Source organism: Micromonospora sp. NPDC004704 (genome assembly GCF_053601675.1).
Genome location: NZ_JBSGCD010000019.1, coordinates 21,872 through 46,615, shown reverse-complemented (window position 1 = coordinate 46,615; position 24,744 = coordinate 21,872). Strand labels below are relative to the sequence as shown.

20 protein-coding genes are annotated in these 24,744 nt (G+C 71.3%); 4 read left to right on the top strand and 16 right to left on the bottom strand.

What is annotated here, in order from left to right; genetic code table 11:
* Window positions 1-25: 25 nt before the first annotated feature.
* The 4 genes from ACWEFB_RS23900 to prmC all read right to left on the bottom strand — a co-directional run bounded on the left by ACWEFB_RS23900 (window position 26) and on the right by prmC (window position 3,649).
* A complete protein-coding gene (locus ACWEFB_RS23900; RefSeq protein ID WP_326562846.1) occupies window positions 26-1,303 on the bottom strand; it encodes a serine hydroxymethyltransferase in 1,278 nt (425 codons plus the stop codon).
* A 100-nt stretch (window positions 1,304-1,403) separates the two neighbouring features.
* Entirely contained in the window at window positions 1,404-2,027 is a 624-nt protein-coding gene (locus ACWEFB_RS23895; RefSeq protein ID WP_326562845.1) for an arsenate reductase/protein-tyrosine-phosphatase family protein, read from the bottom strand.
* Complete coding sequence (locus ACWEFB_RS23890) at window positions 2,028-2,672, bottom strand: L-threonylcarbamoyladenylate synthase (protein ID WP_326563160.1); 645 nt, start codon at window positions 2,670-2,672, stop codon at window positions 2,028-2,030.
* Window positions 2,672-3,649: a peptide chain release factor N(5)-glutamine methyltransferase gene (prmC, locus tag ACWEFB_RS23885; protein WP_452288773.1), complete on the bottom strand. Its 978-nt coding sequence runs from the start codon at window positions 3,647-3,649 to the stop codon at window positions 2,672-2,674. The genes ACWEFB_RS23890 and prmC overlap by 1 nt, the downstream gene beginning before the upstream one ends.
* 74 nt (window positions 3,650-3,723) lie before the next feature.
* Here prmC and ACWEFB_RS23880 point away from each other — a divergent pair, with 74 nt between their 5' ends.
* On the top strand, window positions 3,724-5,280 hold the full coding sequence (locus ACWEFB_RS23880) for a GGDEF domain-containing protein (protein WP_452288771.1): 1,557 nt from the start codon (window positions 3,724-3,726) through the stop codon (window positions 5,278-5,280).
* Between the two features lie 22 nt (window positions 5,281-5,302).
* Here the strand turns inward: ACWEFB_RS23880 and prfA are convergent, their stop codons facing one another.
* Entirely contained in the window at window positions 5,303-6,391 is a 1,089-nt protein-coding gene (gene prfA / locus ACWEFB_RS23875; RefSeq protein ID WP_326562842.1) for a peptide chain release factor 1, read from the bottom strand.
* Between the two features lie 114 nt (window positions 6,392-6,505).
* The gene (gene rpmE / locus ACWEFB_RS23870) at window positions 6,506-6,730 is read right to left on the bottom strand and encodes a 50S ribosomal protein L31 (RefSeq protein ID WP_121156762.1); all 225 of its coding nucleotides are present in this window, start codon (window positions 6,728-6,730) and stop codon (window positions 6,506-6,508) included.
* Window positions 6,731-6,944: 214 nt separating this feature from the next.
* On the opposite strand from rpmE, the gene ACWEFB_RS23865 reads away from it, so the two are divergent.
* On the top strand, window positions 6,945-8,036 hold the full coding sequence (locus ACWEFB_RS23865; RefSeq protein ID WP_452288768.1) for an RNA ligase: 1,092 nt from the start codon (window positions 6,945-6,947) through the stop codon (window positions 8,034-8,036).
* Window positions 8,037-8,039: 3 nt separating this feature from the next.
* Window positions 8,040-8,936, top strand: a complete 897-nt coding sequence (locus tag ACWEFB_RS23860; protein WP_452288766.1) for a phosphatase domain-containing protein — start codon at window positions 8,040-8,042, stop codon at window positions 8,934-8,936.
* A 64-nt stretch (window positions 8,937-9,000) separates the two neighbouring features.
* On the opposite strand, the gene rho is transcribed toward ACWEFB_RS23860, so the two are convergent.
* The 6 genes from rho to ACWEFB_RS23830 form a co-directional block, all read right to left on the bottom strand.
* Window positions 9,001-11,025, bottom strand: a complete 2,025-nt coding sequence (rho, locus tag ACWEFB_RS23855; RefSeq protein ID WP_452288764.1) for a transcription termination factor Rho — start codon at window positions 11,023-11,025, stop codon at window positions 9,001-9,003.
* 295 nt (window positions 11,026-11,320) lie between these two features.
* On the bottom strand, window positions 11,321-12,397 hold the full coding sequence (gene thrB / locus ACWEFB_RS23850; RefSeq protein ID WP_452288762.1) for a homoserine kinase: 1,077 nt from the start codon (window positions 12,395-12,397) through the stop codon (window positions 11,321-11,323).
* An 87-nt stretch (window positions 12,398-12,484) separates the two neighbouring features.
* Window positions 12,485-12,724, bottom strand: coding sequence for a hypothetical protein (locus ACWEFB_RS23845; protein ID WP_452288760.1), 240 nt, complete (start codon window positions 12,722-12,724; stop codon window positions 12,485-12,487).
* Between the two features lie 14 nt (window positions 12,725-12,738).
* A complete protein-coding gene (locus tag ACWEFB_RS23840) occupies window positions 12,739-13,593 on the bottom strand; it encodes an SPFH domain-containing protein (protein WP_452288758.1) in 855 nt (284 codons plus the stop codon).
* 69 nt (window positions 13,594-13,662) lie between these two features.
* Entirely contained in the window at window positions 13,663-14,910 is a 1,248-nt protein-coding gene (locus tag ACWEFB_RS23835) for an MFS transporter (RefSeq protein ID WP_452288756.1), read from the bottom strand.
* A gap of 109 nt (window positions 14,911-15,019) precedes the next feature.
* Window positions 15,020-18,274, bottom strand: a complete 3,255-nt coding sequence (locus ACWEFB_RS23830) for an efflux RND transporter permease subunit (protein ID WP_452288754.1) — start codon at window positions 18,272-18,274, stop codon at window positions 15,020-15,022.
* A gap of 186 nt (window positions 18,275-18,460) precedes the next feature.
* Here ACWEFB_RS23830 and ACWEFB_RS23825 point away from each other — a divergent pair, with 186 nt between their 5' ends.
* Window positions 18,461-18,913: a MarR family winged helix-turn-helix transcriptional regulator gene (locus ACWEFB_RS23825; protein WP_452288752.1), complete on the top strand. Its 453-nt coding sequence runs from the start codon at window positions 18,461-18,463 to the stop codon at window positions 18,911-18,913.
* A 138-nt stretch (window positions 18,914-19,051) separates the two neighbouring features.
* Here ACWEFB_RS23825 and thrC read toward each other — a convergent pair whose 3' ends face one another.
* The 4 genes from thrC to argS all read right to left on the bottom strand — a co-directional run bounded on the left by thrC (window position 19,052) and on the right by argS (window position 24,661).
* Window positions 19,052-20,101, bottom strand: coding sequence for a threonine synthase (thrC, locus tag ACWEFB_RS23820; RefSeq protein ID WP_452288750.1), 1,050 nt, complete (start codon window positions 20,099-20,101; stop codon window positions 19,052-19,054).
* 160 nt (window positions 20,102-20,261) lie between these two features.
* Window positions 20,262-21,608: a homoserine dehydrogenase gene (locus ACWEFB_RS23815; RefSeq protein ID WP_452288748.1), complete on the bottom strand. Its 1,347-nt coding sequence runs from the start codon at window positions 21,606-21,608 to the stop codon at window positions 20,262-20,264.
* A complete protein-coding gene (gene lysA / locus ACWEFB_RS23810; RefSeq protein ID WP_452288746.1) occupies window positions 21,605-22,990 on the bottom strand; it encodes a diaminopimelate decarboxylase in 1,386 nt (461 codons plus the stop codon). Before lysA ends, ACWEFB_RS23815 begins: the two co-directional genes overlap by 4 nt.
* A 3-nt stretch (window positions 22,991-22,993) precedes the next feature.
* A complete protein-coding gene (gene argS / locus ACWEFB_RS23805) occupies window positions 22,994-24,661 on the bottom strand; it encodes an arginine--tRNA ligase (protein ID WP_452288744.1) in 1,668 nt (555 codons plus the stop codon).
* Window positions 24,662-24,744 lie beyond the last annotated feature (83 nt).

Sequence of the window (24,744 nt, the reverse complement as noted above, 5' to 3'; positions counted from 1 at the left end):
GGGAAGGGCGCGGTCCGCCGCCAGCTCAGCCACGGGGGTACGCCGGGAAGCCGGCCACCAGCTCGGTGACCTCGTGGGCGACGGCGGCCAGCGTCTCCTCGCCACCGGTGGCGGTCGGATCGGTCCGGACGGCCCGGGAGATCAGGGTCGCGATCTGCCGCATCTCACCCTCGCGCATGCCCTGGGTGGTGACACTCGGGGTGCCGACCCGGATCCCTGAGGCGATCATCGGCTTCTGCGGGTCGTACGGGATGGCGTTCTTGTTCAGCGTGATCCCCGCCCGGCCGGCCCGTTCCTCCGCGTCCCGCCCGGTCACGTCCAGCTCCCGCAGGTCGATCAGGGCCAGGTGGGTGTCGGTGCCCCCGGAGACCGGCCGCATCCCCTCCGCGGCGAGCCCGGCGGCCAGCGCCTGGGCGTTGCGGACCACCTGGGTGGCGTACGTCCTGAAGTCGGGTGACGCGGCCTCGCGCAGCGCGACGGCCTTGGCCGCGACGGAGTGCATCAACGGACCACCCTGGGTGAACGGGAAGACCGCCTTGTCGATCCGCTCGGCGAGCCCCTCCCGGCAGAGGATCATGCCGCCGCGCGGTCCCCGGAGCACCTTGTGGGTGGTGAAACAGACCACGTCGGCGTACGGCACCGGGGACGGGATCGCCCCGCCGGCGACCAGCCCGATGAAGTGCGCGGCGTCCACCATCAGGTACGCACCGACCTCGTCGGCGATCTCCCGGAACCGGGCGAAGTCGATCAGCCGGGGGTAGGCGGTCGCGCCACAGATGATCAGCTTCGGTCGGTGCGCCAGGGCGAGGTCGCGTACCTCGTCGTAGTCGATCAGCTCGGTGTCCCGGCGGACGGTGTAGCCGACCGGGGAGAACCACTTGCCGGAGAAGTTGACCCGGCTGCCGTGGGTCAGGTGACCGCCGTGCGGCAACTCCATCGCCAGCACCGGGTCACCCGGCTGCACCAGCGCCGCGTACGCGGCCAGGTTCGCGCTCGCCCCGGAGTGCGGTTGCAGGTTGGCGTGCTCGGCGCCGAACAACTCCTTGGCCCGGTTGATGCCGATCTCCTCGGCCCGGTCCACCTCGGCGCAGCCACCGTAGTAACGCCGTCCGGGATAACCCTCGGCGTACTTGTTGGTCAGGGTCGAGCCGAGCGCCGCCAGTACGGCCGGCGAGGTGAGGTTCTCGCTGGCGATGAGTTGCAGTCCGCCCCGCAACCGGTCCAACTCGCCCAGGACGACGTCGGCGATCTCGGGATCGGTGGCCGCCAACTCGTCGAAGTCGGGCCCGTAGAACTTGCTCATGTGGTCTCCTCGTCGAGTGCGCCACCGCAGTGGAGTGTACGGAGCGGCCCGGCGTGATCGACCTATGCCCTGGTCAGGACGACAACCCCCGGCGATGCGCTCAGGGCAGCAGGGCGGCGGCGAGCGGGTCGACGGTCTCCTCGATCTCGTCGGCGACCCGGCTGAAGCACTGGTCACCCCGGCCCCACGGGTCGTCGAGATCGTCCGCCGGCAGCGGGGTGCTGCCCCGCCGGGCGGCGTCGACTGCCTCGACCAGGGCGACCCCTCGGGCGTACACCTCGTCCGGGGTGGCCGATGCGGCGGGCAGCCCGGTCAGGTCGACGGCGGCGAGCAGCCGGCCGAACTCGCCGAGCACGAAGGTCCGCCCGGCCGCGTCGGGGCGGAGCGCGACCACGTAGTCCTGCTGGTCGGCGGTGGCGGTCAACACCAGGTCGGCCGCGTCGATCTGGTCCGAACGCAGCTTGCGGGCGGCGAAGCCGTCGATGTCACCGCCACGGGAGCGGACCTGACGGGCGGCGGGCGGGTTCATCTCCTCACCCGCGTGCCAGCCGCCCGTGCCGGCGCTGTGGCTGTGCAGCAGTTCGTCGGCGAGCCCAGGCCCGCCCGTCGCACCGTCGGCCCGCCGGGCCAGCCGCTCCCGGATCGCGAGGGCGAGCAGCCGCTCGGCCATCGGGGAGCGGCAGATGTTGCCCATGCAGACGTGCAGGACGGTGAACGGCGGCACTCAGGCCACCCGGCCCTGGATGTCCGGTACGACGTCGCGCAGCTTCTCCAGCGGGATCGCCCCCTCCCGCAGCACGCGGGGGATCTCGCCGGTGAGGTCGACGATGGTGCTCGGCACCGGGTCCGGCGCGGTGCCGGCCTCCAGGTACGCCCGGACGGAGTAACCGAGCTGGTCGCGGGCCTCCTCGGCGGTGGTCGCCGCGGGCTGCCCGGTCTTGTTCGCCGACGAGACCGCCATCGGCCCGGTCTCCCGGAGCACCTCCAGCGCGACGGGGTGCATCGGCATCCGTACCGCGACCGTGCCGGCGGTGTCGCCGAGGTCCCACTGGAGGCTGGGCGAGTGCTCGACGACGATCGTCAACGCGCCCGGCCAGAACGCCGCAACCAGGTCCCGGGCGGCCGACGGCAGGGTGAAGACCAGCCCGTCGAGGGTGTGCCGGGAACCGACCAGGACCGGCGGCGGCATGGACCGACCCCGACCCTTCGCGTTCAGCAGCGCGGTGACGGCGTACGGCGTGAAGGCGTCCGCGCCGATCCCGTACACCGTGTCGGTGGGTAGCACGACAAGCTCGCCGTTCTTGACCGCCTCGATCGCGGCGGCGATACCGCGGTCGCGCTCGGCGAGGGACCGACAGTCGTAGAGCATCACGAGGAGCCAGTCTGCCACGCCGGAACGGCATCGGCGGCACGGGTGCCGTCAGTGCGACACGCGGTGACAAACCGGGCCCGGCCCGTCAGGTCCGGATGGTCGCGTACCTCGTCGAACCGGCCGTCGGCGCGCAGCAGCGCCGGTACCGCCTCGGCGTGGGTGTCGTCGTGCTCGATGCCGAGCAGCCCGCCGGGGCGCAGCAGGTCGGCCGCGCGGGCCAGCACCGGGCGGATCACCGCCAGGCCGTCGGGGCCACCGAAGACCGCCTCCGCCGGGTCGTGGTCGGCCACCTCCGGGGGTACGGCGGTCGCCGACGGCACGTACGGCGGGTTGCAGAGCAGGATGTCCACCTGCCCGGCCAGCCCGGCGAGCAGCTCCGGATCGGTGACGTCGCCGGCCACCACCTCGACCGGCCGGTCCCCGGCGGTAGCCCGCTCGGCCGCGTTGCGGCGCAGCCAGGACAGCGCCTCCGGGGACCGCTCGACCGCCACCACCCGCGCCTGCGGCACCTCGTCGGCCACCGCCAGGGCGATCGCCCCGCTGCCGCTGCACAGGTCGACCACGAGCGGCCCAACGGGCGCACCCGTGCCCCCGGCGGCCCCGACCATCGCGCGGGCCCCCTCGATCCCCCAGCCGGCGAGCAGTTCGGTCTCCGGACGGGGTACGAAGACGCCCGGCCCGACCGCCAGCTCCAGATAACGAAACGGTGCCGAACCGAGGAGGTACTGCAACGGCTCGCGCTCCACCCGACGACGGACAAGTTCGGCGAACCGGTCGAGTTGGGCGGGGGTGAACCTGGCCGTCAGCGCCAACCGCCCACGCGACGTATCCAGCACGTACGCGGCCAGCAGCTCCGCTTCGGCCCGGGCGGGGCCGATTCCGGCGGCGGCCAACGCACCGGTCGCCCGACCGACGGCAACCGAGGGCCGCAACCGTTCTGACCCTTCGGCGGGCTGCTGTAGGAAATCTGTCACGCCATAATCATGAGACGTCGGACGGGGGCACCGGACACGGGCGCCGCTCGTCCGCGATTCGTAGGAGGTTCCGCGTGAGCTGGCTCGACCAGGTCAAAGACCAGGCCGAGGTCCTCATGCACGCTCGCGGGCTGATGGAGGCCGGCCGGTCCGCCGCGGCGTGCCAGACCTTCGAGCAGGTCATCGACGCCACCGAGGACCCGTACTCCCGCGCCGACGCCCTGGTCCAACGCCTCTCCGCGCTGATCAACCTGGGCCGGACCGCCGAATACACCACCGCCGTCGAGCGCGCCTTCGACGCCGCCCGCGACCTCGTCTCCGAGCCGTACCTGCACGGGCACCTGCACGCCCTGGCCGCGCTCGCCGCGCACGACCACGGTGCCCTCGACCGGTGCGTGACCCACCTGGTCCGCAGCGCCCAGGCGCTGGCCGCGGTGGAGGACCCGGACCGGGAGACCGCCTGGGCCTGGCACGACCTGGCGATGGCCTACTCCTACCTCAGCTTCCACGGTTATGCGCTCTCCGCCATCGAACGGGCCCGCCAGCTCGGTGCCGCCGCCGGTATACCGGACGAGACGTTCGCCGCCCCCGGCATCCGGCTGCGCAACGCGGTCACCCTCGACCACCACGGCGACAGCGACGGCTGCCTGCGGGTGCTCCGCGACATCGGCGGCGACCTGGACCGGTTCGTGTCCACCGGTGGCGGGGCACGGCTGCGCCCGAGCAGCCTGGTCGCGTACGGGTACGCGGTCGCCCGCCGGGCGGCCCTCGGTGAGCCGACCGAGCTGCCCGCCGGGATCTCCGCCACCTCGTTGCTCAGCAAGGGCGGGGACAGCGCCCGGGCGCGGGACATGCGCCAGCTCGGTGAGGCGTGCCTGGCCATCGCCGCCGGGCGGCCGATCGAGGCGATGACCCGGCTGGACACGATCACCGTGGCCGCCGAGACCCTCGGCGCGGCCGAGCACGCCCGGTTGCGCAGCATGGCGTACAGCAGGGCGGGTGACCATCCGGCGGCACACCGGGCCGACCGGTTCGCGTTCCGGCTCGCCGCCCAGCGCAACGACCGGCTCCGGGACGTGTACGTCGACGGCATCGCGGCCCGGATCGACCACGAGGAGTTGCGCCGCGAGGCGGCCCGGTACGAGGACGAGGCGCTCACCGACCCGCTCACCGGCCTGCCCAACCGCCGCCGGTTGGAGCGTTACGTCGCGGCAATGGTCGGACGGGGCGAGCGGGCCGTGATCGGCGTCTGCGACCTCGACGGCTTCAAGGCCGTCAACACCGCGCACGGACACCACTCCGGCGACCTGGTCCTGCAACGCATCGCCGGGGTGATCAACCGGGTGATGCGGCGGGGTGACTTCGTGGCCCGGTTCGGCGGTGACGAGTTCATCGTGGTGCTGCCGAGCGCCGGCATGGCCGAGGCCGACGACGTGGGCCGCCGGATCACCGCCGCGGTGTACGCCGAGGACTGGGCCTCGCTGGTGCCGGGCACCCCGGTCGGGGTCAGCGTCGGTTTCGCCGAGGTGAGCGGGGCCGGTGCCAACCTGCGGGAGGCGCTGAGCACCGCGTTCAAGGTCGCCGACCGGGAGATGCTGCGGTCGAAGACCCGGCCCCGGATCGTCTCCTGACCGGGTCCGCGAGAGCGGCGGATCAGCGGCGGGACAGCTCGCTCTCGCCGGCCAGCCTGGCCGCCCGGTCCGCCTCGGTCAGCGCGTCCAGCACGGCGTCCAGGTCCCCGGCGAGCGCCAGGTCGAGGTTGTACGCCGTGTAGCCGATCCGGTGGTCGGTGATCCGGTTCTGTGGGTAGTTGTAGGTCCGGATCCGCTCCGAGCGGTCGACCGTACGCACCTGGAGCCGGCGGGCGTCGGAGGCAGCCGCGTCGGCCTGCTCCTGGGCGGCGGCGAGCAGCCGGGCCCGCAGGATCCGCAACGCCTGCTCCCGGTTCTGGAGCTGGCTCTTCTCGTTCTGGCAGGAGACCACGATCCCGGTCGGCAGGTGGGTGATCCGCACCGCCGAGTCGGTGGTGTTGACCGACTGGCCGCCGGGGCCGGACGAGCGGAACACGTCGATCCGCAGCTCGTTCGGGTCGATGGTGACGTCCACGTCCTCCGCCTCGGGCAGCACCAGGACACCGGCGGCGCTGGTGTGGATCCGGCCCTGGGACTCGGTGACCGGCACCCGCTGTACGCGGTGCACCCCACCCTCCCACTTCAGCCGGGACCAGACCCCGTTGCCGCCCTCCGGTACGCCCTTGGTCTTCACCGCGAGCGAGATGTCCTTCACCCCACCGAGGTCGGAGTCCTGCACCTCGAGCACCTCGGTCACCCAGCCGTGGCGTTCGGCGTACCGGGTGTACATCCGGAGCAGGTCACCGGCGAAGAGGGCGGATTCGTCGCCGCCCTCACCGGCCTTGATCTCCAGGATCACGTCCTTGGCGTCGTGCGGGTCGCGCGGGGCGAGCAGCTCGGCCAGCCGCTGTTCGAGCGCGGGCAGGGACGCCGCCAGCGCGTCCACCTCGCCGGCGAACGACGGGTCCTCGGCGGCGAGTTCACGGGCGGCCTCGATGTCGGCCCGGGCCTCGGACAACTCACCGGCGGCCTTGTGGATCGGGGTCAGCTCGGCGAACCGACGCCCGACCCGCCGGGCGGTCGCCTGGTCGGCGTGGATCGCCGGATCCGCCAACCGCTTCTCGAGCTGCGCGTACTCGTCGAGAAGGCCAGCCAACCGCTCACTGCTCATGACCCGTACTCCTTGTGACCGAGCGGGGGAACCGCGGCGGAATGGGGGACCGCGGGCATATACGGACAACGCCCGCGCCCGGTACGAACCGGGACGCGGGCGCCGTCGACGCAGCTACTTGGCCTTCTTGGCCTGAACCTTGGCGTACTTCTGCTGGAACTTCGCAACCCGGCCGGCGGTGTCGAGAACGCGCTGCTTACCGGTGTAGAACGGGTGGCAGGCGCTGCAGGTCTCGACGTGGATCGAGCCGCCCTTGGCGGTGCTGCGGGTGGTGAACGTGCTACCGCAGGAACAGGTCACCTCGGTGGTGACGTACTCCGGGTGGATGTTGGGCTTCATGTCGCCTCGGTCCCTTTCGTCAAGTGGTCGCCGGGTCGCCGTCAACGCTCGTCACGATCGCGTGGCGCGCTCGGGCGTGAACCGGAACCGGTGGCCGATTGACCAGTGTGCCATGGGCCTCGGCCCACCCCGAAATCGGGCTGCACACCTGATCCGTGGTGGTTAACGTTCCCCGCACCCCTGTGCATTCCCCTCCCGCCGAAAGGCATTCCCCGTGACCACCGCTGTCCGCGTACCGGTGACGCCGTTGGCGCACGTCTTCGATCCCTCGGCCCTGGCCGAAGCGCTCGCCGAGGGTCTCGTACGCGTGCAACGGCACCCCGAGCTGCCGCTGTCCATCTACAACTACACCGAGGCGTGCACGTACGCCTCGATCTGGACGCCGGTGACACTGGCCTGTCGGGGGCTGATCGTGGACGACGTGACCGGGGCGGTGCTCGCTCGGCCGTACCCGAAGTTCTTCAACCACGACCAGCCAGGGGCGCCGGACCTCCGGCTCGACGCACCGGCGACCGTGACGGACAAGGCGGACGGCTCGCTCGGTGTGATCTTCCCGACCCCGGACGGGTACGCGGTCGCCACCCGGGGCTCGTTCACCTCGGACCAGGCCCGGCACGCAACCGAACTGCTGCGCACCCGCTATCCCGGCTTCGTCCCGCCGGCCGGGCACACCGTACTGGTCGAGATCATCTACCCGACCAACCGGATCGTGCTCGACTACGCCGGCCTGGACGACCTGGTGCTGCTCGGCTCGGTCGAGATCGCCACCGGCCGCAGCCACGGCCCGGCGGCGGTCCCCGGCTGGCCCGGTCCGGTGGTGGAGCCGCTGCCCTACCGCACGTTCGCCGAGGCGCTGGCCGCGCCGCCGCGAGACAACCGGGAAGGGCTGGTGGTGCACTGGCCGGACACCGACCAGCGGGTGAAGATCAAGTACGCCGACTACGTCCGGCTGCACCGCCTGGTCCACGGCCTCAGCGCCCGTACCGTCTGGGACGTCATGGTCCACGGCGGCAGCCTGACCAACCTGGTGGAGCCACTGCCGGACGAGTTCCGTGCCTGGGTCGAGGCCGTCGCGGCCGAGCTGACCGCGACCGTCGCGGCCCGCGCCGCCCGGATCGAGACCGCGTACGTTGAAATCGTCGCCGGCCTGCCCGACGGCTGGACCCGACGCGACTTCGCCAGCCGGGCCCTGGCCCACCCGGAACGCGCCGCCCTCTTCCTCCGACTCGACGGCAAGGACCACCATCCGCTGCTCTGGCAGCAGGCCAAGCCCGCCGGTGACCGGACCCCGCACAACCCGGAGTGACCGATGACCCGACTGATCCTCACCCGTGGGCTGCCCGCCTCCGGCAAGACCACCTTCGCCCGTGAACTTCAGCCGGGCGTGGTCCGGGTCAACCGCGACGACCTGCGGCGGATGCTGCACGGCACCCGCCTGTTCACCCAGTGGGCCGAGGGCCAGGTGACCGCCGTACAGCGGGCGCAGGTCGAGGCGCTGCTCCGGGCACGGGTGGACGTCTGCGTCGACGACACGAACCTGCGGTCGAGGACCGTACGGGACTGGGCCGAACTCGGTGCCCGGTTCGGCGCCACGTTGGAGGTGCACGACTTCACCGACGTACCGGTGGACGAGTGCGTACGCCGGGACGCCGACCGGCCCGAGGACGACCGGGTGGGTGAGGAGGCGATCCGCCGGATGCACCAGCGGTACCTGGCCGGGCGCACCCTGCCGCTGCCGGTGCCGTACGTGACCCCGGGCGGCCCGGCGACCGTCTACCGGCCCACGTCCGGCGCCCCGGAGATCGTACTGGTGGACATCGACGGGACGGTGGCGCTGCTGGGCGAGCGCAGCCCGTACGACATGAGCCGGGTCGGCGAAGACCGGCCGAATCCGGCGGTGATCGCGGCGGTCCGGGCGATGCACTCGGCCGGCTACGGCGTGGTCTTCTGCTCCGGACGGGACGACTCCTGCCGGGCCACGACCGAAGCCTGGCTGGACCTGCACGTGGCAGTGCCGTACCTGGGCCTCCACATGCGCGAGTACGGCGACACCCGCAGGGACTCGGTGGTCAAGCGGGAGATCTTCGAAGCCGAGATCCACCCCCGCTTCCAGGTGGTCGGCGTCTTCGACGACCGAATGCAGGTGGTCCGGATGTGGCGCTCCCTGGGCCTCACCGTCTTCCAGGTGGCCGAGGGCGACTTCTGACGGTGCCACGACGAAGGGGCACGGCCGTTTCCGGCCGTGCCCCTTTCGCGTACGTCGCGAGGGATTACTCCCCCGGGGTCGACTTCGCGATCTGCATCAGGAACTCGATGTTGGTACGGCTCTGCTTGAGCCGGTCCAGCAGCAGGTCCAGTGCGGCCTGCGAGTCCAGCGAGTGCAACACCTTGCGCAGCTTGTGCGTGATGGCCAACTCTTCCGGCGCGAGCAGGATCTCTTCCTTACGCGTACCGGACGGGTGGATGTCGATGGCCGGGAAGACCCGCTTGTCGGCGATCTTCCGGTCCAGCTTCAGCTCCGCGTTGCCGGTGCCCTTGAACTCCTCGAAGATGACCGTGTCCATCATGGACCCGGTCTCCACCAGTGCGGTGGCGAGGATGGTCAGCGAGCCGCCGTTCTCGATGTTGCGGGCCGCGCCGAGGAACCGCTTCGGCGGGTAGAGCGCGGTCGAGTCGATACCACCGGACATGATCCGGCCGCTGGCCGGTGCCGCCAGGTTGTACGACCGCCCGAGCCGGGTCACCGAGTCCAGCAGTACGACCACGTCGTGGCCGAGCTCGACCAGGCGCTTGGCCCGCTCGATCGCCAGCTCCGCGACCGTGGTGTGGTCCTGCGGCGGCCGGTCGAACGTGGCCGCGATGACCTCGCCCTTCACCGAGCGCTGCATGTCGGTGACCTCTTCGGGCCGCTCGTCGACCAGCACCACCATCAGGTGGCACTCCGGGTTGTTGTGGGTGATCGCGTTGGCGATCGCCTGCAACACCATCGTCTTACCCGCCTTGGGCGGGGAGACGATGAGCGCCCGCTGGCCCTTGCCGATCGGCATGACCAGGTCGATGACGCGGGTGGTGAGGATGTGCGGCTCGGTCTCCAGACGGAGTCGCTCCTGCGGGTAGAGCGGGGTCAGCTTGTAGAACTCCGGCCGCCGCTTCGCCTCGTCCGGCTCCATTCCGTTGATGGTGTCGAGCCGCACCAGCGGGTTGTACTTGTCCCGCCGCTGCTCACCGTCGCGAGCCGCGCGGACCGCACCGGTGACCGCGTCACCTCGACGCAGGCCGTACTTCTTGACCTGGGACATCGACACGTAGACGTCGTTCGGGCCGGAGAGGTAACCGGTGGTCCGGACGAAGGCGTAGTTGTCGAGCACGTCGATGATGCCGGCCACCGGGACGAGCACGTCGTCCTCGTTGACCTGCGGCTCCCGGCCGCCACCGGTGGTCTCGGCGCCCTCGGGGCGGTCATTGCGACCGCGCCGACGGTCCCGGAACCGGCTGCGGCGGCTGCGGCGACCACCGCCCTCGCCGTCATCGTCGCCGTCATCGTTGCGATCGATGTTCCGGTCGTTGTTGCGGTCGAGGTTCCGGTCGCCGTTGCGGTCGGCGTTCCGCTCACCGTTGCGGTCACTGCCGCGTTCGGCGTTGCGGTCGTTGCCACGCTCCGCGTTGCGGTCGCCGCCACGCTCGGCGTTGCGCTCGTTGTTCCGCTCGCCGTTGCGGTCGGAGTTCCGCTCGCCGTTGCGCTGGCCGCGCTCGGTGCGCTCACCGCGCTCGGCCCGGTCACCCCGCTCCCGGCTGGTCCGGGACTCGGCCCGCTCGACCCGCTCGGTGGTCTCGGCCACCGGCTCGTCGGCCTTCGGCTCCACCGCTGCCGTGGCGGCGGCGGTTGCCGCGGCACGGCTGGACCGGCGGGAGGAACGCTCGCGTACGGGCGCCTCGGTGGCCGCCGGCTGGGCAGCCGGAGCCGGAGTCTCGTCCGCGCCACGCCGTTCGGTGGTGTCCCGCACCTCGGCGCGTACCTCTTCGCGGGCCGGCGCGGCCGCGGCGGCGACCTCGGCCCGTGGACGCGGCGGGCTACCGGCGGCGGCGCCCCCCTGACGCTCGGAGATCGCGCTGATCAGCTCGCCCTTGCGCATCCGGGCAGTACCGGAGATGCCGAGCGACGCGGCCAGGCTCTGCAGCTCCGGCAGCAGCATCGCCGACAAGCCGGTGCCAGTCCGGCGGCGACGGACGGGACCCGCGGTGGCTTCGCCAGCGACGTTGGAAACATCCGACGTCACGTCGGTGGTGTCGCTCAATGGATTCCTTCCCTCGATAAGGCCGGGGCTACCCGGGATCGACTAACAAGGTGGCCGGGCGGCCTCGGTACACCCGCCTCGCGTCGCGCGTAACGGGAGTCTGTAACACAGCAGCCGGTTTTCCCGACTCACCAACGTCGGTGAGCAGTCTTCGCCGTCTGCGACGACCGGTGGAAAACTGCGGTGCGGCGTGGGCCTAGGCAAGGGTGAGACGGGCTAACCGCCGAAAGCTTCGGGGGTGCACCGACCCGCAGGAGATCGCATGCTTCGCGGCTGTGCTAAGTCTAGAGCGTAATCAACTCTTCCGACCTGCGGCAACAGGGTCCCGCTCGGCGTGTCCCAGTCTAACCCTATCAACCTGGGCGCCGGTCACGTCTACTGGCAACAGCCGGACCGACCAGCCCATTCCCGGGTCGAAGTTTTCCGGCACCGCGGACAGGGCCAGTACGGTCGGTCCCGCACCACTGACCACCGCCGCCACTCCAGCCGCTCGCAGGGCCGTGAGCAGGGAAGCAGTGCCCGGCATCCCGGCCGCACGGTAGTCCTGGTGCAGCCGGTCGGAGGTCGCGGCGTACAGCAGGGAGGGGTCGGCGGTGAGCGCGTGCACGAGCAACGCGGCCCGTCCGGCGTTCCGCGCGGCATCCTGGTGCGGCACCGTGGCCGGCAGTGCGGCACGGGCAACGGCGGTGAGTCCCCGTTCCTCGGGCACGAAAATCACCGGCGTGACATCCGGCGACGGCCGCAGGACAACCGCCCGCGCACCCGGACCCACCCCGGGGCGCCCGGCATCGGCCGCCACCTGCGCCTCAATGCTCCCCTGAGTCCCATCCGTCACTCCCGCTCCGGGGACGGGTGCGACGGGCTGGTCGGATCCGGCCAGCCCGGCCGAGAGGGGCGCCGTCTCGGTCCAGGCGATGGTGAAGCCGCCGAGCAGGCAGGGCGCGACGTTGTCCGGATGTCCCTCGATCTCGGCCGCCAGGCGCAGCGCACCGGCGTCGTCGAGCCGGTCCATACCGTCGACGGTCAGTCCACGGGCCAACTGCACCCCGGCGACGATCGCGGCCGACGAGGAACCCAGGCCACGGGCCTGCGGGATCCGGTTCACACAGTCCAGCGCCAGCCCGGTCGGCTGGCCGCCGAGCAGGTCGAAGGTGGCCCGCATGGCCCGGACCACCAGGTGGGTCTCGTCGTCGGGCAGTTCGCCCGCGCCCGCACCGGTGACCGCGACCCGGCAACCGCCGGGGGTCACCCTGGCGCCGACCTCGTCGTGAAGGGCCAGCGCGAGACCGAGCGAGTCGAAACCCGGCCCGAGGTTCGCGCTGGTCGCGGGCACCCGGACCCGGACCGGCCCGGAGACGAAGGACAACACCATCCGTCCATGCTAGGGCGGCCGGCCACCACGGCAGCCGGCCGCCCAACGCCTGATCAGTATTCGGACGGCGAGTCGCGGGCTGACCCGCTACCCGCCGGACTCACCCGGCGCCCGCTCATCCGATCCCGACTCGTCCGACGCCGGTCCCGACTCGCCCGCCGCCGGCTCGTTCGACGGTTTCGGTGATCGCCCGACCGTACGCAGGGCGAGCCGTAGGGCGAACTCGATCTGGGCGTTGACGCTGCGCAGGTCGTCACCGGCCCACCGGGCCAACGCGTCGTAGACCTGCGGATCGAGCCGGAGCAGGAGTTTCTTGCGCTCGGCCATCAGCCGGACCGCCCCTAGCTGTAGAGGGAGCCGGCGTTGACGACCGGCTGGGCGGCCCGGTCGCCGCAGAGTACGACCAGCAGGTTGGCCACCATCTGTGCCTTGCGCTCCTCGTCGAGGTCCACCACGTGCTCCTCGCGCAGCTTGTCCAACGCGAGGGAGACCATCCCGACCGCGCCCTCCACGATCTTGTAGCGGGCGCCGACGATCGCACTGGCCTGCTGGCGGGCCAGCATCGCCTGGGCGATCTCCGGAGCGTAGGCCAGGTGCGTGGTACGCGATTCGAGCACCTCGACGCCGGCCATCTCGGACCGCTCCCGCAGCTCGTGGGTCAGCTCCTCGCTCACCACCGCGCTGTCGCGCAGGCTGGCCCGACCGGAGTCGTGTGCCTCGTACGGGTAGCTGGTGGCGAGGTGCCGTACGGCCGTCTCTGCCTGCACGGCGACGTACTCGACGTGGTCGTCGACGGCGAACACCGCCTTGGCGGCGTCGACGACCCGCCAGACGACCACGGCCGCGATCTCGACCGGGTTACCGTCGGCGTCGGAGACCTTGAGCCGGGCGGTCTCGAAGTTGCGCACCCGCAGCGTCACCTGGGTACGGGCGGTCAGCGGCAGGGTCCAGTGGAACCCGGCGTCGCGGATGGTGCCGACGTAGCGGCCGAAGAACTGCACCACCTGGGCGTTGTTGGGGTTGACGATGGTGAAACCGGTGCCCGCGATGGCGGCCAGTACGGCGTAGGTGACGGCGGTGGCCACGATCGCCCCGTCGTTACCGACCGCGACGAGGACACCGGCCGCGGCGGCGGCGAGCACCACGAGGACCGCGATCATGAGGAAGCCGGACATCCGGAAGACCACTCGCTCCATGACATCTCCTTAGTAGCAAAGTGATATCACTACGATAGCGAGCCACCACCCGTCGGACAACCCCGTTCCCTACCGGGACGGCTCGACGTCCGGGGCGGGCTCCGACTCGGTCAGGGAGAGCTTGCGGGTGGCGATCCGCCAACCGATCGCGTAGACCAGGGTGACCAGCCCGCAGCCGGCGAGCACCACCCGCTCGTCGACGTGGTCCACCACCGCGGCGACCACGAGCTGACTGATCGAGATCGCGAAGGTGGCCAGCATCAGGTCGGTGGCGAACACCCGGCCCCGGAGCCGGTCGGGCACCTCACCCTGCAACGCGAAGTTGGACAGCACCCAGTTGCTGCCGCCGGCGAAGTGCGCCACGAAGACCAGCACCAGGACCAGCGGGAACCAGTTGACCACCGACACCCCGAGGTAGGCCAACCCGTAGCCGGACATCGACAGCGCCAGGCCGGGCAGCAGCCAGGACCGCCGGGTGAGCACCCGGCGCATCAGCACCGGACCGGCCAACGCACCCGCTCCCCGGCTGGCGAACAGCAGGCCCGCACCGATCGCGCCGACGCCGTACACGCCGGCGAGCAGCGGGAAAACGGTCAGCACCCCGTTGCCGAGGCCGACCGCCGACTTGACCGTGACCAGGGCGCGCAACCGTGGCCGGGCCCAGATGTAGCGCAACGCCTCGCCCAGCGCCGCCCAACCCCGCTGCACCGGCACCGCGTGGTCGCGGGGCGCCTGCAACGGGCGGCGGATCAACCAGGCCAGGCCGGCCGCGACGGCCAGCGCCACCGCCGCGATCCAGAAACAGGCGTACGGGCCGACGACCTCGCTCAGCACCCCGCCGAGCGAGGCACCGACCACCCCCATGGTGCCCCAGGCCGCCCCGGCGACCGCGTTCCCGGTGGCCAGGTCCTCCGGATCCAGTACGTTCGGCAGCGCCGCCTGGGAGGCGGGTGAGTAGAACGCCTTCGCCACCGCGACCGCCCCGATCGACACCAGCGCCAACCAGGCGGTGTCGGCACTGCGTACCCAGAGCAGCAGCAGGAGTGCGACCAGGCCGCACAGGTTCGACACCATCATGATCTTCTTGCGGTCGATCCGGTCCGCGATCATGCCGCTGTACGGCAGGATCAGCGCGGTGAGTCCGGTGTCGACGGCCAACACCAGCGCGCCCCACACCCCGCTGCCGGTCAACTGTGGCAGCAGCACCAGCAGCGGCACCATCACGAACCAGTCGGCGCCGAAGACCACCAGTTGGGCGGCGAACAGGTTCCGGAAGTCACGGTTGCGGACGACGAGTTGCAGCGGGGACGACGACACGGATCGGCACCCTACCCGCAGGCCGCGACCCCACAGACGGGTCGTCCCGGGCCGGTGACCGCACCGACCCGGGACGACCCGGACTAGCTGTACTGCTCGTTCCCCCCGACTACTCCGCCGGTGGCAGCGGCGAACGCCGGGTCTTCGGCAGCCGGAGCACCTCGAACTGGTCGGTGCCGTCGATCAGCGCACCCGACGGACGGGGTGCCGCGTCGACACCGAAGCCGCCCCCGTCGGTCGTGCCGCCGGCCGTACCGGTGACCGGCGCGCCCGCGCCGACCAGCGCCGGCTCCGGCCCCGAGGGGATGCCGCCGTCGCCCTTGGCCAGGTTGCGCCGCTCGCGGCGACGCTCCCGGCGGCCCTCCACCATGGTGTAGAGGGTCGGCACCAGCACCAGGGTGAGCAGGGTCGAGCTGAGCAGACCGCCGATCACCACGACCGCGAGCGGCTGCGAGATGAAGCCGCCCTCGCCGGTCAGACCGAGCGCCATCGGCAGCAGGGCGAAGATGGTCGCGATGGCGGTCATCAGGATCGGCCGCAACCGGCGCCGTGCTCCCTCGACCACCGCTTCCTGCACGCCCAGCCCCTGTTCCCGGTACTGGTTGATCAGGTCGAGCAGCACGATCGCGTTCGTCACCACGATGCCGACCAGCATCAGCACACCGATCAGGGCCGGTACGCCGAGCGGCGTACCGGTGACCAGCAGCAGGCCGATCGCGCCGGTGGCCGCGAACGGGATCGAGACCAGCAGGATCAGCGGCTGGATCAGGCTCCGGAATGTCGCCACCATGATCACGAAGACGATCGCGATCGCGGCGAGTACGGCGAGCCCCAGGTCGGCGAAGGCGTCGGCCTGCTCGGCGGTGACCCCACCGATGGTGAAGGTCGCCCCCGGTACGTCCAGCGCGTCCAGCTTCTTCTGCAGCTCGGTACTGGTGGCGCCCAGGTTGGCGCCGGTGGCGGTGCCGGTGACGGTGACACTGCGCTCGCCGTCGATCCGGGTGACCGACACCGGACCGGCCACCTCGTTGACCGTGGCGAGGTCACCGAGCTTGACCGGGCCGATCGGCAGCGCCTTGAGCTCGTCCACCGTTGCCGGGGCGGACCCGGAGCGCAGCACCACGTCCTGCTGGTCGTTGCCGAGCGACACCTGCCCCAGCGGGCTGCCCCGGAACGCCTGCCCGACGAACTGCCCGACGGCCGCCTCGGAGAGCCCGAACTGGGCCGCCTTGGCCCGGTCCACCGTCACGTCGATCCGCGGTGCGCTGTCGGCGAGGCTGCTCTCGACGTCCTCCACCTCGGGGGTCTCGACCATCGCCTGGCGTACCTGCTCGGTCGCCCGCGCCAGCACGTCGTTGTCGGCGGCCTGGACGATCACCGCGAGCTGGTTGGTCGACTGGCTGCCGCCGCCGAAGGTGATCTCACCGGCGTTGCTCAGTTTGTCGAACTCGGCCCGCAGCTTGTCCTTGAGCGGACCGGCCTCGGTCCCCTCGTGCAGCGCCACCGAGAAGCTCGCGTTGGCGGCGCCGCCACCACCGCCAAACGGGCTGTCGCCGCCGCCGGCGGTCACCTGGTACGTCTCGACCCCGTCGGTCTTGGCCAGGATCCCCTCGACCTGCTTGGCCGCGGCGTCGGTGGTCGCCAGGCTGGTGCCGACCGGCATCTTCTGGCTGATGCTGACGGTGTCCTGCCCGGAGTCGTCCAGGAAGTTCGTCTTGAGCTGGGTGGAGAGACCGAACGTCGCGAAGAGCACCACCAGCCCGATCGCCACCGTGGACCAGCGACGCTTGGTGGCGAAACCGATGACCGGGAGGTACGCCCGCTGGAGCGGACTGCGCAGTTCCTTCTCCTCGGCGGCGGCGCGCACCGCGGCCTCGCCCTCGCCACCGGCGGCCGGCTTGAGGAACCAGTACGCGAGCACCGGGATGACGGTCAGCGAGACCACCAGCGAGGCGAGCAGGGCCACCGTGACGGTGATCGCGAACGGGGCGAAGATCTGCCCGACGAAGCCACCGACCAGGGCGATCGGCGCGAACACCGCGACCGTGGTGAGGGTGGAGGCGGTCACCGCCCCGGAGACCTCGCGTACGCCGGTGATGATGGCCCCGCGCTTGTCCTCCCCGTACCCGAGGTGTCGTTTGATGTTCTCCAGGACGACGATCGAGTCGTCCACCACCCGGCCCACCGCGATGGTCAACGCGCCGAGGGTGAGCAGGTTGAGCGAGTAGTCGCCGATCCAGAGCGCGATCAGGGCGACCACCACGGAGAGCGGGATCGAGACCGCGGTGACCAGGGTGGACCGCACCGACAGCAGGAACACCAGGATGACCAGGACCGCCATCACCAGGCCGAGCAGGCCCTCGGTGGTCAGGCTTTCGATCGACTTCTCCACGTACGGCGCCTGGTCGAAGACGACGGTCAGGTCGGCTCCGGACGCCTCGCCGAGGTCGGCGAGCCTGTCCCGGATCTCGTGCGAGATGCCCACCGCGTTGCCGTCCGGCGACGCGGTGACCTGGATGCCGAGGCTCTCCTGGCCGTTGGTCCGGGTGAACCCGGTCGCCGGGGCGACCTGCTGCTCGACCGTGGCGATGTCGCTGAGCTTGACCGCGGGGGCGCCCGGAGCGGTCGGGCTGACGAAGATGCCGCGCAGGTCCTCGATGGTGCCGATCCGGGTACCGATCTGCACCGTACGGGCCTGGCCGCCGTCGACCAGGGTGCCGGCCGGGATGGCCACCCCGTTGGCCTTGAGCGCGGTGCCGATGGCGGTCGGCGCGATGCCGAGCCCGGCGAGCTTGACCGGGTCGGGGGTGATCACGACCTGCTGGTCGGGCGCACCGGTCACCTCGACCGTGCGCACCCCGTCGATCCCCTCGAGTTCGGGTACGACCGTGGCCCGCAGCTTGTCGGTCAGCGCCTGCTTGTCCCCGCTGCCGCTGGCGGCCAGTACGACCGCCGGCAGGTCGTCGGTGCTGCCGGCGAAGACCAGCGGGTCGACGCCCTCGGGCAGCTGGGTGCTGATCCGGTTGAGCGCGGTCTCCATCTTGTTGACCATGTCGTCGAGGTCGCTGCCGAACTCGTACTCGACCTGGACCGTCGTGGCGCCTTCACGCGAGGTCGAGGTGACCTTGCTGAGGCCGGCGACGCCCTGGAGGCTGTTCTCGATCGGCTCGGTGACCTGCGCTTCGACGATCTCGGGCGAGGCGCCCGGGTAGCTGGCCACGATGAAGGCCGCCGGGAACTCCAGCGACGGTAGGAGTTGCTGCTTCAGCGAGGGGACGGCGTACACCCCGAAGCCCGTGATCACCACCGCTATGAGGGCGACCAGCCCCCGGTTGGCGAGACTGAGTCTGGCAAACAACGACATGGGCGAGCTCTCCTGGGGAAGTCAGGGCGCGACACGAATATTTTGCCTGACACGAACAATTCGCGTGAGGCCGGGGGTGCCTGCTAACGTCCGGTGGCCAGTGGCAACGACCTCCGTCACCGCCACCACCGCGGCGAGGAGGCGGGCGGAGCGTTGGCCGACCGGAACCGGCTCATCGGCGCCATCATGGATGGTCAACGTCGGATGCAACAGTTGTTCGCCTCCGACCGCTCCGACCCGTTCCTGTCGCTGCACCTCACCCTGCCGCAGCTGAAAATCCTGATCCTGCTCTCGCACAGCGGCAGCGCGTCCGGCCGGGAGCTGTCCGGCACCGTCGGGGTCAGCCTGGCGACCATGACCGGCATCGTCGACCGCCTGGTCGCGCAGAATCTCGTGGTACGGGGTGAGGACCCGCGCGATCGTCGGGTCCGCCGGGTCGAGCTGAGCCCGTCCGGCCATAAGCTCATGGAGGGCATCCTCAACGCCGGCAACACCCGGATGCAAAGCCTCCTCAGCCGGCTCTCAGTCGACGAGCTGGCGACCGTCGAGCGGGCCACCGCCCTGCTCGTCGCCGCGGCGGCCGCCGAGCAACTCGATGCCGCCCCGCCCACCCCCGACCCCGGCACGAGTAATCCCTAACCTCCGCCGCCGCCCACACCACCGATTACCTCGACGATCTTGCACTTGTGGCGCCTGGATTCGGGGCACTCATCCGGATTTGTGGCCCACCACAAGTGCAAGATCGTCGCGCCGTCCGGTGTGCGGGCGGGTGGGCGGTCAGACCAGGTCGAGGGCGCGGGCGGCGGCGATCACGTCGTTGCCGATGGTGATCGGGGACGGAGCGGTGGAGATCGCCCACTCAGGATCCTTCAGCCCGTGGCCGGTCACCGTGCAGACGATCGTCGAGCCGGCGGGAACCGTACCCGCCTCGGACTGCTGGAGCAGCCCGGCGACACTGGCCGCGCTGCCCAGTTCCACGAACGCGCCCACCTCACGGGCGAGCAACCGGTACGCGGCGAGGATCTCCCGGTCGGTCACCGCCGCGATCAGCCCGCCGGAGGCGTCCCGCGCGTCCAGCGCCCCGGTCCAGCTCGCCGGGTTGCCGATCCGGATCGCGGTGGCGATGGTGGACGGCTCGCGTACCGCCTCGCCGTTGACGATCGGGGCGGCACCGGCCGCCTGGAAGCCGTACATCTTCGGGTGGCGGGTGGCGTTACCCGCCTGGACGTCCTCCCGGTAGCCCAGCCAGTACGCGGTGATGTTCCCCGCGTTGCCGACCGGCAGGCAGTGGATGTCCGGGGCGTCGCCGAGCGCCTCGACGATCTCGAAGGCGGCGGTCTTCTGGCCGTGCACCCGGTCCGGGTTGACCGAGTTGACCAGCGCCACCGGGTAGTCCTGGGAGAGCTTCGAGGCGAGCGCCAGGCAGTCGTCGAAGTTCCCCTGGACCTGCAACAGCTTCGCCCCGTGGACCAGCGCCTGGGCCAGCTTGCCCAGCGCGATCTTGCCCTGCGGCACCAGGACCGCGCAGCTCAGCCCGGCGCGGGCGGCGTACGCGGCGGCCGACGCGCTGGTGTTCCCGGTGGAGGCGCAGATGATCGCCTTGTTGCCGGTCTCGACCGCCCGGGAGACCGCCACGGTCATCCCCCGGTCCTTGAACGAACCGGTCGGGTTGGCCCCCTCCACCTTCAGGTAGACGTCGCAGCCGGTACGGGCGGAGAGCACCGGCGCGGGCAGCAGCGGGGTGTTCCCCTCGTGCAGCGTGACGACCGGCGTGGCGTCGGTGACCGGCAACCGGTCCCGGTAAGCCTCGATCAAACCCCGCCACATGTCGATCTCCTCGTCGATGCGTTGCCGCCGGTACGGGCGGACGCCGGGTGAAGGTGGGTCAAGCGTGACCCAGGGTGCCGGTGCCCACGCCCGCGCACCCATGGTTACCCATCTGGCGGGACACCGCCCTCCCCCGCTCGGCTCCGCCCGGAAGCCGGACTCAGACGCCGCCCTCGACCCGGAGCACGCTGGCGATCGAACGGACGATGTCGAGACCGCGCAGTTCCTCGACGGTGGCGGCGAGGGCGGCGTCCGGGGCGGCGTGCGTGACGATCACCAGGATCGCGTCACCGCCGCGCCCGACGGTCGCCGTACCGCCGGTGTTGCCGCCGGTGCTCGCGGACGCCTGCCGGACGGTCGCGATCGACACCTCGTGCCGGGCGAAGACCCCGGCCACGGTGGCCAGCACCCCGGCGCGGTCGGCCACGTCGAGGCTGATGTGGTAGCGGGTGACCGCCTCCCCCATCGGCCGGATCGGCAACGCCGCGTACGCCGACTCGCTGGGCGTACGGACGCCGGCCAGCCGGTTGCGGGAGACCGCCACCACGTCGCCGAGCACCGCGCTCGCGGTCGGCGCCCCGCCGGCACCCCGGCCGTAGAACATCAACTGCCCGGCGGAGACCGCCTCCACGAAAACCGCGTTGAACGCGTCGCCGACGCTGGCCAACGGGTGGCTGCGCGGGATCATCGCCGGGTAGACCCGGACCCCGATCGACTCGGCCCCGGTGGAGTCCGGGCCGCGGGAGGCGATGCAGAGCAGCTTGATCGTGCAGCCCATGGCGTTGGCGCTGGCCACGTCGGCGGCGGTGACCTCGGTGATGCCCTCGCGGTAGACGTCGGCCGCGCTGACCCGGGTGTGGAAGGCCAGCGAGGCGAGGATGGCGGCCTTGGCCGCGGCGTCGAAGCCCTCCACGTCGGCGGTCGGGTCGGCCTCGGCGTACCCGAGTTCGGTGGCCTCGTCGAGCGCCTCGGCGAAGCCGGCCCCGGTGGCGTCCATCGCGGAGAGGATGAAGTTGGTGGTGCCGTTCACGATGCCGGTGACCCGGGTGATCTTGTCGCCCTGCAACGACTCGCGCAGCGGGCGCAGCAGCGGGATCGCACCGGCGACCGACGCCTCGTAGTAGAGGTCGGCGCCGCTCTCCGTGGCGGCGTCGTGCAGCGACCCGCCGTCCTCGGCGAGCAGCGCCTTGTTCGCGGTCACCACGCTCTTGCCGGCCCGCAGCGCCTCGACCAGCCAGGTGCGGGCCGGCTCGATGCCGCCGACCATCTCCACCACCACGTCGACGTCGTCCCGTTTGACCAGTCCGAGGGCGTCGGTGGTGAAGACCGCCGGGTCGACCGGGAGGTCGCCCCGGTTGCGGCCCTGCCGGCGGACCGCGATGCCGGCGATCTCCAGCGGTGCGCCGATCCGGGCGGTGAGGTCGGCGGCCTGCTCGTGCAGCAGCCGTACCACCTCGCTGCCGACCGTTCCACAACCGAGCAGCGCCAAGCGGACAGGCTTTGTCATCCCACATCCAATGCCAGCAGATCGTCTTCGGTCTCCCGCCGGACGATCACGCGTGCCTCGTTGCCGCGGACCGCCACCACCGGGGGCCTCGGGACATGGTTGTAGTTGCTGGCCATGCTCCGGCAGTAGGCACCCGTGCCGGGCACGGCGAGAAGATCTCCGGGCTGTACGTCGGCGGGCAAGAATTCATCCTTCACCACCACATCCCCGGACTCGCAATGCTTTCCCACCACACGGGCGAGGATCGGCTCCGCTTCGGAACGCCGGTTGGCCAGGGTGGCCGAGTACGAGGCGCCGTACAGGGCGGTACGGATGTTGTCGCTCATCCCGCCGTCGACACTCACGTACGTCCGCAGGCCGTCGACGTCCTTGACCGTGCCGACCTCGTACGCGGTGAACATGGCCGGGCCGATGATCGCGCGGCCGGGCTCGAAGCTCAGGTGCGGCTTGGCCAGCCGCAGCCCCTCGCACTCACCGTCGACGATCTTGTTGATCCGCTTGGCCAGGTCGTGCGGGGTCGACGGGTCGTCCTGCGTCGTGTACGCGATGCCGAACCCGCCGCCGAGGTCCAGCTCGGGCAGCTCGACCCCACGGGCGTCACGGATCTGCGCCTGCAGGCTCAGCACCCGCCGGGCCGACACCTCGAACCCGCTGGTGTCGAAGATCTGCGAACCGATGTGCGAGTGCAGCCCGCGCAGTTCCAGCACGTCGTCGTCGAGGATCCGGAACGCGGCGGCAGCGGCAGCCCCGCCGGCCAGCGAGAAGCCGAACTTCTGGTCCTCGTGCGAGGTCGCGATGAACTCGTGCGTGTGCGCCTCGACCCCGACAGTGACCCGGAGCAGCACCCGCGGGCGGACCCCGCGCTCCCGGGCCAGCTCGGTGAGCCGGTCGATCTCGTCGAACGAGTCGACGATGATCCGGCCGACCCCGGCGTCGAGCGCCCGGGACAGCTCGCTGACCGACTTGTTGTTGCCGTGGAAACCGATCCGCTCGGCCGGCATGTCGGCGGCGAGCGCCACCGCCAGCTCACCGCCGGAGCAGACGTCGAGGAACAGCCCCTCCTCGGCGATGATCCGGACCACGGCCTTGCAGAGGAACGCCTTGCCCGCGTAGAAGATGTCCTCGCCCGGGAAGGCGGCCCGGAAGTCCCGGCAGCGCGACCGCAGGTCCTCCTCGTCGAGGACGTAGATCGGGGTGCCGAACATCTTGGTCAGCGCCCCGATCCGCAGGTTGCCGACGGTCAGCTCACCGTCGGCGTCGCGGGTGACGGTCCGCGGCCACAGTTGCGGCACGAGGGCGTTGACGTCCTCGGGGGTACGCAGCCACGCCGGTCCCCGGCTGCCGAGGTCGCCGTGCAGCGCCCCGGCCTCGTGAGCACGCATCACTTACATCTTCTCCGGGGCCGAAACCCCAAGTAGTTCCAGTCCATTCGCGATGACCGTCCGGGTGGCGTCGACCAGCCAGAGCCGGGCCCGGTGCAGGTCGGTGATCTCCTCGTCGCCCTTCGGCACCACCTGGCAGTTGTCGTAGAACCGGTGGAACGACTGTGCCACCTGCTCCTCCAGGTAGCGGGCGACCCGGTGCGGCTCACGGAGCTCGGCCGCGGTGGCGAGCACGGCCGGGTACTCGGCCAGCGCCTTGAGCAGCTCGTTCTCCTTCTCGTGCGCGAGCAGCTCGGGGCGGAACGCGTCCGGCTCGCCCCGGGTCAGCCCGACCTCGGCGGCATGCCGGCTGACCCCGGCGGTACGGGCGCCGGCGTACTGGACGTAGTAGACCGGGTTGTCGCTCTTGGCCCTGGTCCAGAGTTCGACGTCGATGTCGATCGGCGAGTCGCTGGAGTAGCGGGCGAGCGCGTACCGGGCGGCGTCCACCCCGATCGCCTCGACCAGGTCCTCCAGGGTGACCACGGTCCCGGCCCGCTTGGACATCCGCAGCGGCTGGCCGTCCCGGACCAGGTTGACCAGTTGCCCGATCAGGATCTCCAGGGTCTGGTCCGGGTCGTCACCGAAGCAGGCGGCCATCGCCCGCATCCGGCCGACGTACCCGTGGTGGTCGGCGCCCAGCATGATCACGACCCGGCCGAAGCCGCGCTCCCGCTTGTCCAGGTAGTACGCGCAGTCCGCGGCGAAGTAGGTCCACTCGCCGTTGGACTTGCGCAGCACCCGGTCCTTGTCGTCACCGAAGTCGGTGGTACGCAGCCAGGTGGCGCCCTCCAGCTCGTAGGTCCGCCCCTGGTCGGTCAGCCGGACCAGGGCCAGGTCAAGCTCGCCCCGGTCGTGCAGGTCCTTCTCGTTGAAGTAGACGTCGAACCGGACCCCGAACTGGTCCAACGAGGAACGGATCTCGTCGAACATCAGCGCGACGCCCTCGACCCGGAACACCTCCTGGGCCACCGCGTCGGGGCGGTCGAGCACGTCCGGGTGCAGCGCCCGGACCGCCTCGGCGATCTCCGCGATGTACTCCCCGCCGTAGCCGTCCTCGGGAGCCGGCTCCCCCTTCGCGGCGGCGAGCAGCGAACGGGCGAACCGGTCGATCTGCGACCCGGCGTCGTTGAAGTAGTACTCGGTGGTGACGTCGGCCCCGGTCGCCCGGAGCAGCCGGCTGAGCGCGTCGCCGACCGCCGCCCACCGGACCCCGCCGATGTGCACCGGCCCGGTCGGGTTCGCCGACACGAACTCCAGGTTGATCCGCTCGCCGGCCAGCACGTCGCTGCGCCCGTACGCCCGACCCGCCTCGACCACCACGCGGGCCAACTGCCCGGCGGCTGCCGCGTCGAGACGGATGTTGAGGAAGCCCGGTCCGGCGATCTCGACCGATTTGATGCCGACTGCCCGGCTCAGCTCCTCGGCCAGGCCGGCGGCCAGCTCGCGGGGCGGTACGCCGACCTGCTTGGCGAGCTGCATGGCGAGCGTGGAGGCGTAGTCGCCGTGCTCGGGGTTGCGCGGTCGCTCCAGGGTCACCGACTCCGGGAGCAGGGAGGGATCGAGCCCACGGGAAATGAAGACCGCCTGTGCGGCGGTACGGACGACCTCGGCGAGATTGGCGGGAGTCACCGAAACATGTTACCGGGGGTAGACTCGGTCACTCGGCGGACACCCTGCGCCTTTGTGACCCGCCACCCCCTGACCGACCGACC

Bases quoted from the DNA above. Each gene is read 5' to 3' on its own strand.
- thrB (WP_452288762.1), bottom strand. From the start codon at position 12,397: ATGGTGTTGTCCTTCGTCTCCGGGCCGGTCCGGGTCCGGGTGCCCGCG.
- ACWEFB_RS23845 (WP_452288760.1), bottom strand. From the start codon at position 12,724: ATGGCCGAGCGCAAGAAACTCCTGCTCCGGCTCGATCCGCAGGTCTAC.
- ACWEFB_RS23890 (WP_326563160.1), bottom strand. From the start codon at position 2,672: ATGCTCTACGACTGTCGGTCCCTCGCCGAGCGCGACCGCGGTATCGCC.
- ACWEFB_RS23825 (WP_452288752.1), top strand. From the start codon at position 18,461: ATGGATGGTCAACGTCGGATGCAACAGTTGTTCGCCTCCGACCGCTCC.
- lysA (WP_452288746.1), bottom strand. From the start codon at position 22,990: ATGCGTGCTCACGAGGCCGGGGCGCTGCACGGCGACCTCGGCAGCCGG.
- rpmE (WP_121156762.1), bottom strand. From the start codon at position 6,730: ATGAAGCCCAACATCCACCCGGAGTACGTCACCACCGAGGTGACCTGT.
- prfA (WP_326562842.1), bottom strand. From the start codon at position 6,391: ATGAGCAGTGAGCGGTTGGCTGGCCTTCTCGACGAGTACGCGCAGCTC.
- ACWEFB_RS23840 (WP_452288758.1), bottom strand. From the start codon at position 13,593: ATGGAGCGAGTGGTCTTCCGGATGTCCGGCTTCCTCATGATCGCGGTC.
- thrC (WP_452288750.1), bottom strand. From the start codon at position 20,101: ATGTGGCGGGGTTTGATCGAGGCTTACCGGGACCGGTTGCCGGTCACC.
- ACWEFB_RS23860 (WP_452288766.1), top strand. From the start codon at position 8,040: ATGACCCGACTGATCCTCACCCGTGGGCTGCCCGCCTCCGGCAAGACC.
- ACWEFB_RS23900 (WP_326562846.1), bottom strand. From the start codon at position 1,303: ATGAGCAAGTTCTACGGGCCCGACTTCGACGAGTTGGCGGCCACCGAT.
- ACWEFB_RS23815 (WP_452288748.1), bottom strand. From the start codon at position 21,608: ATGACAAAGCCTGTCCGCTTGGCGCTGCTCGGTTGTGGAACGGTCGGC.
- ACWEFB_RS23830 (WP_452288754.1), bottom strand. From the start codon at position 18,274: ATGTCGTTGTTTGCCAGACTCAGTCTCGCCAACCGGGGGCTGGTCGCC.